Below are 6,635 nucleotides of genomic sequence, written 5' to 3'. Positions count from 1 at the left end.
GTCTGGCTCGGCACCAAAAAGACGTTTGACGCCTTCACCTTCGATTTTGTGCAGACCGAACACGGCTGGTTCCAGGCGCACGCCTACAAGTTCGACGGCGAGACCTCGACCTTCATCGTAGAAACGCCCGAAGCGGTCTGGAAGGCGCACGGCATCGACCAGATGGAGCAGGCCGAGGGCGTGGCCTTCTGCGAGAAGCTGTTCGCCGACCGGCTGGAAGGCCATGCGCTCATCAGCAATGCGCAGCACCTGCGCGGCTCGGCGAACTGGATCCGTTTCCCGCGCGTGATCTGCAAGACCTGGGTGCACCAGATTGATGTTGCTGGTCGACAGATACCCGTGGTGCTCATGGGCGATGCGGCCCACACCGCGCACTTCTCCATCGGCAGCGGCACCAAGCTCGCGCTCGAAGATGCGATCGATCTCGCCAACGAGTTCACCCGGCACGCGAACGCCGACATGGCCGAGGTGCTGCAGGGCTACGAGTCGCGGCGCAGCGTGGAGGTGCTCAAGATCCAGAACGCCGCGCGCAACTCCACCGAGTGGTTCGAGAACGTGGACCGCTACACGGGCATGGAGGTGGAGCAGTTCGCCTACTCGCTGCTCACGCGCAGCCAGCGCATCAGTCATGAGAACCTGCGCCTGCGCGATCCCGCCTGGCTCGAAGGCTATGAGTCGTGGCTTGAAGCGCAAGCCGATCCGGCGCCGGGCCGCCCCAAGCCGGATCAGCCCCCTCGGGGGGCAGCGACCCGCGCAGCGGCGGAGCGTGGGGGCTCACACCCCACGCCGCCCATGCTGCTGCCGCTCACCGTGCGCGGCCTCACGCTGAAGAACCGCATCGTCGTCTCGCCCATGGCGCAGTACAGCGCGGTGGACGGCGCAGTGGGCGACTACCACCTGGTTCACCTGGGCGCGCGCGCGCTCGGCGGTGCTGCGCTGGTGATGGTGGAGATGACCAGCCCCACACCCGAAGGCCGGATCACACCCGGTTGCCCCGGCCTGTGGAACGATGTGCAGCAAGCCGCGTTCGAACGCATCGTGCACTTCACGCACGGCAGCCACGCCCACATCGGCATCCAGCTCGGCCACAGCGGGCCCAAGGGTTCCACGCAGCTCGGCTGGGAACGCATCGACGAACCGCTGGAGAGCGGCAACTGGCCCGTGATCTCGGCGAGCGCCGTGCCCTATGGCGAGCAGAACCAGGTGCCGCGTGCGATGACGCGCGCCGACATGGACGCGCTCACCGCCGCCTTCGTGGACTCAACGCAACGCGCTGCCGCCGCCGGCTTCGACTGGCTCGAACTGCACGCGGCCCACGGCTACCTGCTCTCGGCGTTCATCTGCCCGTTGACCAACCTGCGCACCGACGAGTACGGTGGCTCGCTCGAAAACCGCTGCCGCTACCCACTGGAGGTGTTCGCCGCCATGCGCGCCGCGTGGCCGGACGACCGGCCCATGAGCGTGCGCATCTCCGCGCACGACTGGGCGCCTGGCGGCAACACGCCCGACGACGCGGTGGCCATCGCACGGCTGTTCAAGGCGGCCGGCTGCGACGTGATCGACGTGTCCTCGGGTCAGACCACGCGTGCGGCCAAACCTGTCTACGGCCGCATGTACCAGACGCCGTTCGCCGACCGCGTGCGCAACGAGGCCGGCATCCTGACCATGGCGGTGGGCGCGATCAGTGAAGCCGACCACGCCAACAGCATCATCGCCGCAGGGCGCGCCGACCTCTGCGCCGTGGCCCGCCCTCACCTGGCCGACCCGGCCTGGACGCTGCACGAAGCCGCCAAGCTGCAGACCCGCGCCTTGCAATGGCCCCGCCAATATGAGAGCGGGCGCGACCAGCTCTACCGGGAAACCGCCCGCCTGCAAACCCTCAACAACAGCGACAAGCCATGAACGATTCACCACTGGATCTGGAGGCAAGGGCCCACAGCGAACACGCTCACGAGTTGCGCCTGTGGCTGCGGCTGCTGACCTGCTCGCAGCTGATCGAAAAACGCGTGCGGGTCGGCTTGCGTGAACAGTTCGACACCACGCTGCCGCGCTTTGACCTCATGGCCCAGCTCGAACGCCACCCAGCGGGTCTGAAGATGAAGGAGCTTTCGCACCGGCTCATGGTCACCGGCGGCAATGTCACCGGCATCACCGACCAGTTGGTGAACGAAGGCCTGGTGGAGCGGCTCGACGTGGACGGCGACCGCCGCGCGTTTCGCGTGGCCCTCACCGACCACGGGCGTACCACCTTCACCGAGATGGCACGCCAGCACGAACAGTGGATCGTCGACGCCTTCGAAGGCCTGAGCCCGCGCGATCTGGAGAGCCTGCACAAGCTGCTGGGCAAGGTGAAGGCCCATCAACTCGACATCAACCAGCGCATCGAAGAATGAAACACCCCATCCCCGACCACAACCCCATGCGCGGCCAGTACACCGCCATGGCCGATGCACGCCCCAGCCACTTCGCGCTCAGCGTGAACGATGGCGTGGCCACCGTCACGCTCAACCGCCCCGAGCGCAAGAACCCGCTGACCTTCGACTCCTACGCCGAGCTGAGCCAATGGTTCCTCGCCCTGCAGAAGAGCACCGACATCAAGGCCGTGGTGCTGACCGGCGCGGGCGACAACTTCTGCTCCGGCGGTGACGTGCACGAGATCATCGGCCCGCTCACGAAGATGACCATGCCCGAGCTGCTGGCCTTCACCCGCATGACCGGTGCACTGGTGAGCGCCATGCGCGCCTGTCCGCAACCCATCGTGGCCGCGCTCGACGGCGTGTGCGCTGGTGCCGGCGCCATGATGGCTTTGGCCTCGGACCTGCGCCTGGGCACGCCACAAGCCACCGTGGCCTTCCTCTTCACCCGCGTGGGCCTCGCCGGTGCCGACATGGGCGCCTGCGCGCTGCTGCCGCGCATGATCGGCCAGGGCCGCGCGAGTGAACTGCTGTTCACCGGCCGCGCCATGACCGCAACCGAGGGCCACGCCTGGGGCTTCTTCAACGCGCTGCACGAAACCGCCGCGCTGCTGCCCGCCGCGCACAAGCTCGCCGCCCAACTCGCCCAAGGCCCCACTTTCGCGCACGGCATGACCAAGACCATGCTGCACCAGGAATGGGCCATGACGCTGGACCAGGCGATCGAGGCCGAGGCGCAGGCGCAGGCGATCTGCATGCAGACGCAGGATTTCAGGCGTGCGTACGAAGCCTTCGCGGCCAAACAGCGCCCTCAATTCCAAGGCGATTGAGATGGTCGCCTTCGAACACCCGCACGGCATGCACCCACCGCAATCGCAGTGGGAACTGCCCTTCTTCGACGCACACCACCGCGCCATGGCGCCGCGCCTGGCCGATTGGGCCGCGCTGCAAGACGTGAACGAGAGCGACGACCGCGCTGCGTGCAAGGACTGGGTGGCGCGCCTTGGGCGCGACGGCTGGCTGCGCTACTGCGTGCCTGCGGCGCACGGCGGCGAGTTGCCCGCACTCGATTCGCGTTCGCTGGTGATCCTGCGCGAGACGCTCGCCTTCCACTCGCCCCTGGCCGATTTCGCGTTCGCCATGCAGGGCCTGGGCAGCGGCGTGATCACGCTCGCCGGCACACCCGCGCAACAAGCCAAGTACCTGAGCGCCGTGGCCAGCGGCCAGAAAATTGCGGCCTTCGCACTCAGCGAACCCGACGCCGGCTCCGACGTGGCCGCCATGGCCACACAAGCTGTGCAGACCACCAGCGGCTGGCTGCTCAACGGCACCAAGACCTGGATAAGCAACGGCGACCTGGCCGACTTCTACGTGGTGTTCGCCAAGACCGATCCGCTGGCCGGTGCGCGCGGCATCAGCGCCTTCATCGTCGACGCCGGGCACCCCGGACTGGACAGCAGCCAGCACATCCACGTGATGGCGCCGCACCCGCTGGCCACACTGCGGTTTGCCGACTGCGCGCTCGGCGCCGACGCCATCGTCGGCTCGCTGCACGGCGGCTTCAAGCTGGCGATGCAGACGCTGGACATCTTCCGCGCCTCGGTGGCTGCCGCCGCACTCGGCATGGCTCGCCGCGCGTTGGCCGAGGCGGTGGCGCAGGCGAAGCACCGCAAGATGTTCGGCCAGACGCTCGCCGACTTCCAGCTCACGCAGGCGCGCCTGGGGGAAATGAGCGCGCTCATCGACGCCGCCGCCCTGCTCACCTACCGCGCAGCCTGGCAACGCGACTGCAGCACCACACAAGGCATGGGCACCCCGGCCTACACCACGGCCGCCGCCGCTGCCAAGCTCACCGCCACCGAAAACGCGCAGCGCGTGATCGACATGGCGCTGCAGATGTTCGGCGGGCGCGGCGTGCAGGTGGGCCAGAAGGTGGAGAGCCTCTACCGCGACATCCGCTCGCTGCGCATCTACGAAGGTGCGAGCGAAGTGCAACTGCTCATCCTGGGCAAAGCCGCATTGCGCGCCTGAACACACCACCGCCATGCCCACACGCCTCATCCCCAGCGCGCAAGCCGACCACTTCGTGCACGACCACCTGCCGCCGCCCGGGCATTGGCCCGAGCTGCGCTTTGATCGGCCCGAACTGCAACTGCCCGCACAGGTGAATGCGGTGCAGGCGCTGTTCGAGCGGGCCATGGCCGCCGGCCACGCCGATCGCCCCCTGTTTCGCAGCGACGAACGCACACTGAGCTACGCGCAGGCGCAAACCGAGGTCAACCGCATCGCCAATGTCTTCACCGTGGAGCTGGGCCTCGTGCCCGGCAACCGTGTGCTGCTGCGCGGCGGCAACTCGGTGGCCATGGCGCTGGCCTGGCTGGCCACGGTGCAGGCAGGTTTGATTGCCGTGGCCACCATGCCGCTGCTGCGCGCCAGGGAGCTCGGCGCCATCCTCAAGAAGGCGCAGCCCGTGCTGGCGCTGTGCGACGTGAAACTGCAGGACGAACTCAAGGCCGCACTCACTGCCGACCCATCCACCGCCGGCGTGGCGATGCTGGTGTTCAACACCGGTGAAGCCGCCCCCCCGCACTCGCTGGAGGCCATGGCAGCTCGCCAGTGCGTGCACAGCGTGCCCTGCCCCACGGCCGCCACCGACATCGCCCTGCTCGCCTTCACCTCGGGCACCACCGGCACGCCCAAGGCGGCGGTGCACACCCACCGCGACGTGTTGGCTGCCTGCGAGACCTGGCCGCGCCACGTGCTGCGCGCCACGCCGGACGACATCGTCATGGGATCGCCGCCGTTGGCCTTCACCTTCGGCCTCGGCGGCCTGCTGGTGTTTCCCATGTGGGCCGGCGCCTCGGTCTATTTCCCGTCCGTGCCCTACACGCCCGAGGGCATGGTGCAGCTCATGGCCCGCGTGGGCGCCACCATTTGCTACACCGCGCCCACCTTCTACCGCCAGATGGCGCCGTTCGCCAAAACCCACGGCATCGGGAAGTTGCGCATCAGCGTGAGCGCGGGCGAAGGCCTGCCCGACGCCACGCGCCAGCTCTGGAAAGCAGCCACCGGACTGGAGATGTTGGACGGCATTGGTGCCACCGAGATGTTCCACATCTTCATCTCGTCGCCGCCCGAATCCGTTCGCCGCGGCGCCATCGGCCAGGTGGTGCCGGGCTATCAGGCGCGGGTGGTGAACGATGCCGGCGAGCCACTGCCGATCGGCGAAGTGGGCAAACTCGCGGTGATCGGCCCGACCGGTTGCCGCTACCTCGACGACGAGCGCCAGACCCACTACGTCAAGGGTGGCTGGAACCACCCCGGTGACGCCTTCCGCATGGATGCCGACGGCTACTTCTTCTACCAGGCGCGCACCGACGACATGATCATCACCGCCGGCTACAACGTGGCCGGTCCCGAGGTCGAAGCCGCGCTGCTGGAACACCCTGCCGTGGCCGAATGCGGTGTGGTGGGCAAGCCCGACGACGAGCGTGGGCAGATCGTGCAGGCCTTCGTGGTGCTCAAGCCGGGCCACGCGGCCGATGCCGCGCAGGTGAAGGCGCTGCAGGACCATGTGAAGCACAGCCTGGCTCCGTACAAGTACCCGCGCGAGGTGGTCTTTCTGGCCCAACTCCCGCGCACCGAAACCGGCAAGCTGCAACGTTTTGCGTTGAGACAGCAAGCCACCCAACAACACTGAGACAACCGAGATGAAACACCTGCAACCGCCCGGCTGGGCCACCCCCAAGGGCTACGCCAACGGCATCGCTGTGCGCGGCACCCACGTGTTCGTGGGCGGCCAGATCGGCTGGAACGCCAGCCAGACCTTCGAGAGCGACGACTTCATTGCACAGACGCGCCAGGCGCTGCTCAACATCCGCGACGTGCTGGCCTGCGCCGATGCCGGACCTCAGCACATGGTGCGCATGACCTGGTACATCACCGACCGCGTGGAATACAACAGCCGCCTGCGCGAACTCGGTGAGGCCTACCGCGAGGTGATGGGCAAGAACTTTCCGGCCATGACCTGTGTGGAGGTGAGCGCGCTCGTGGAGGAGCGGGCGAAGGTGGAGATCGAAGTGACGGCGGTGGTGCCGGACTGAAGCAAGCCGGCTACGGGAATACCCCTGAGCCTTTGTGTCCTGCGGTTGACTGCAAGACGGCACCGTGGCCCGAAAATGCCGGTGAAGCTCCCGGGCCAGTTCGTGGCCCAGCAGCACA

6 protein-coding genes are annotated in these 6,635 nt (G+C 67.7%); all 6 read left to right on the top strand.

Translation table 11 applies throughout. The annotated features are described in order from the left end of the window. The coding region (locus Q0C59_RS05760) for a bifunctional salicylyl-CoA 5-hydroxylase/oxidoreductase (protein ID WP_291212920.1) at nt 1-1,902 on the top strand (1,902 nt) is incomplete at its 5' end. Nucleotides 1,903-1,913: 11 nt separating this feature from the next. After that, nucleotides 1,914-2,393 (top strand): MarR family winged helix-turn-helix transcriptional regulator, encoded by a 480-nt coding sequence (locus tag Q0C59_RS05755; RefSeq protein ID WP_291212926.1) that lies wholly within the window; start codon nt 1,914-1,916, stop codon nt 2,391-2,393. After that, nucleotides 2,390-3,244 (top strand): enoyl-CoA hydratase family protein, encoded by an 855-nt coding sequence (locus tag Q0C59_RS05750; RefSeq protein WP_291212917.1) that lies wholly within the window; start codon nt 2,390-2,392, stop codon nt 3,242-3,244. The genes Q0C59_RS05755 and Q0C59_RS05750 overlap by 4 nt, the downstream gene beginning before the upstream one ends. 1 nt (nt 3,245) lies before the next feature. Next, the gene (locus Q0C59_RS05745) at nt 3,246-4,445 is read left to right on the top strand and encodes an acyl-CoA dehydrogenase family protein (RefSeq protein ID WP_291212914.1); all 1,200 of its coding nucleotides are present in this window, start codon (nt 3,246-3,248) and stop codon (nt 4,443-4,445) included. Nucleotides 4,446-4,458: 13 nt separating this feature from the next. Then, complete coding sequence (locus Q0C59_RS05740) at nt 4,459-6,114, top strand: AMP-binding protein (RefSeq protein ID WP_291212911.1); 1,656 nt, start codon at nt 4,459-4,461, stop codon at nt 6,112-6,114. A 10-nt stretch (nt 6,115-6,124) separates the two neighbouring features. Next, nucleotides 6,125-6,517, top strand: a complete 393-nt coding sequence (locus Q0C59_RS05735) for a RidA family protein (protein WP_291212909.1) — start codon at nt 6,125-6,127, stop codon at nt 6,515-6,517. Nucleotides 6,518-6,635 lie beyond the last annotated feature (118 nt).

This window comes from Hydrogenophaga sp. (assembly GCF_022844385.1).
Taxonomy (GTDB): Bacteria; Pseudomonadota; Gammaproteobacteria; order Burkholderiales; family Burkholderiaceae_C; genus Hydrogenophaga.
Note: the sequence above shows the minus strand (reverse complement) of the source record. Positions and strands in the feature narration are given on the sequence as shown.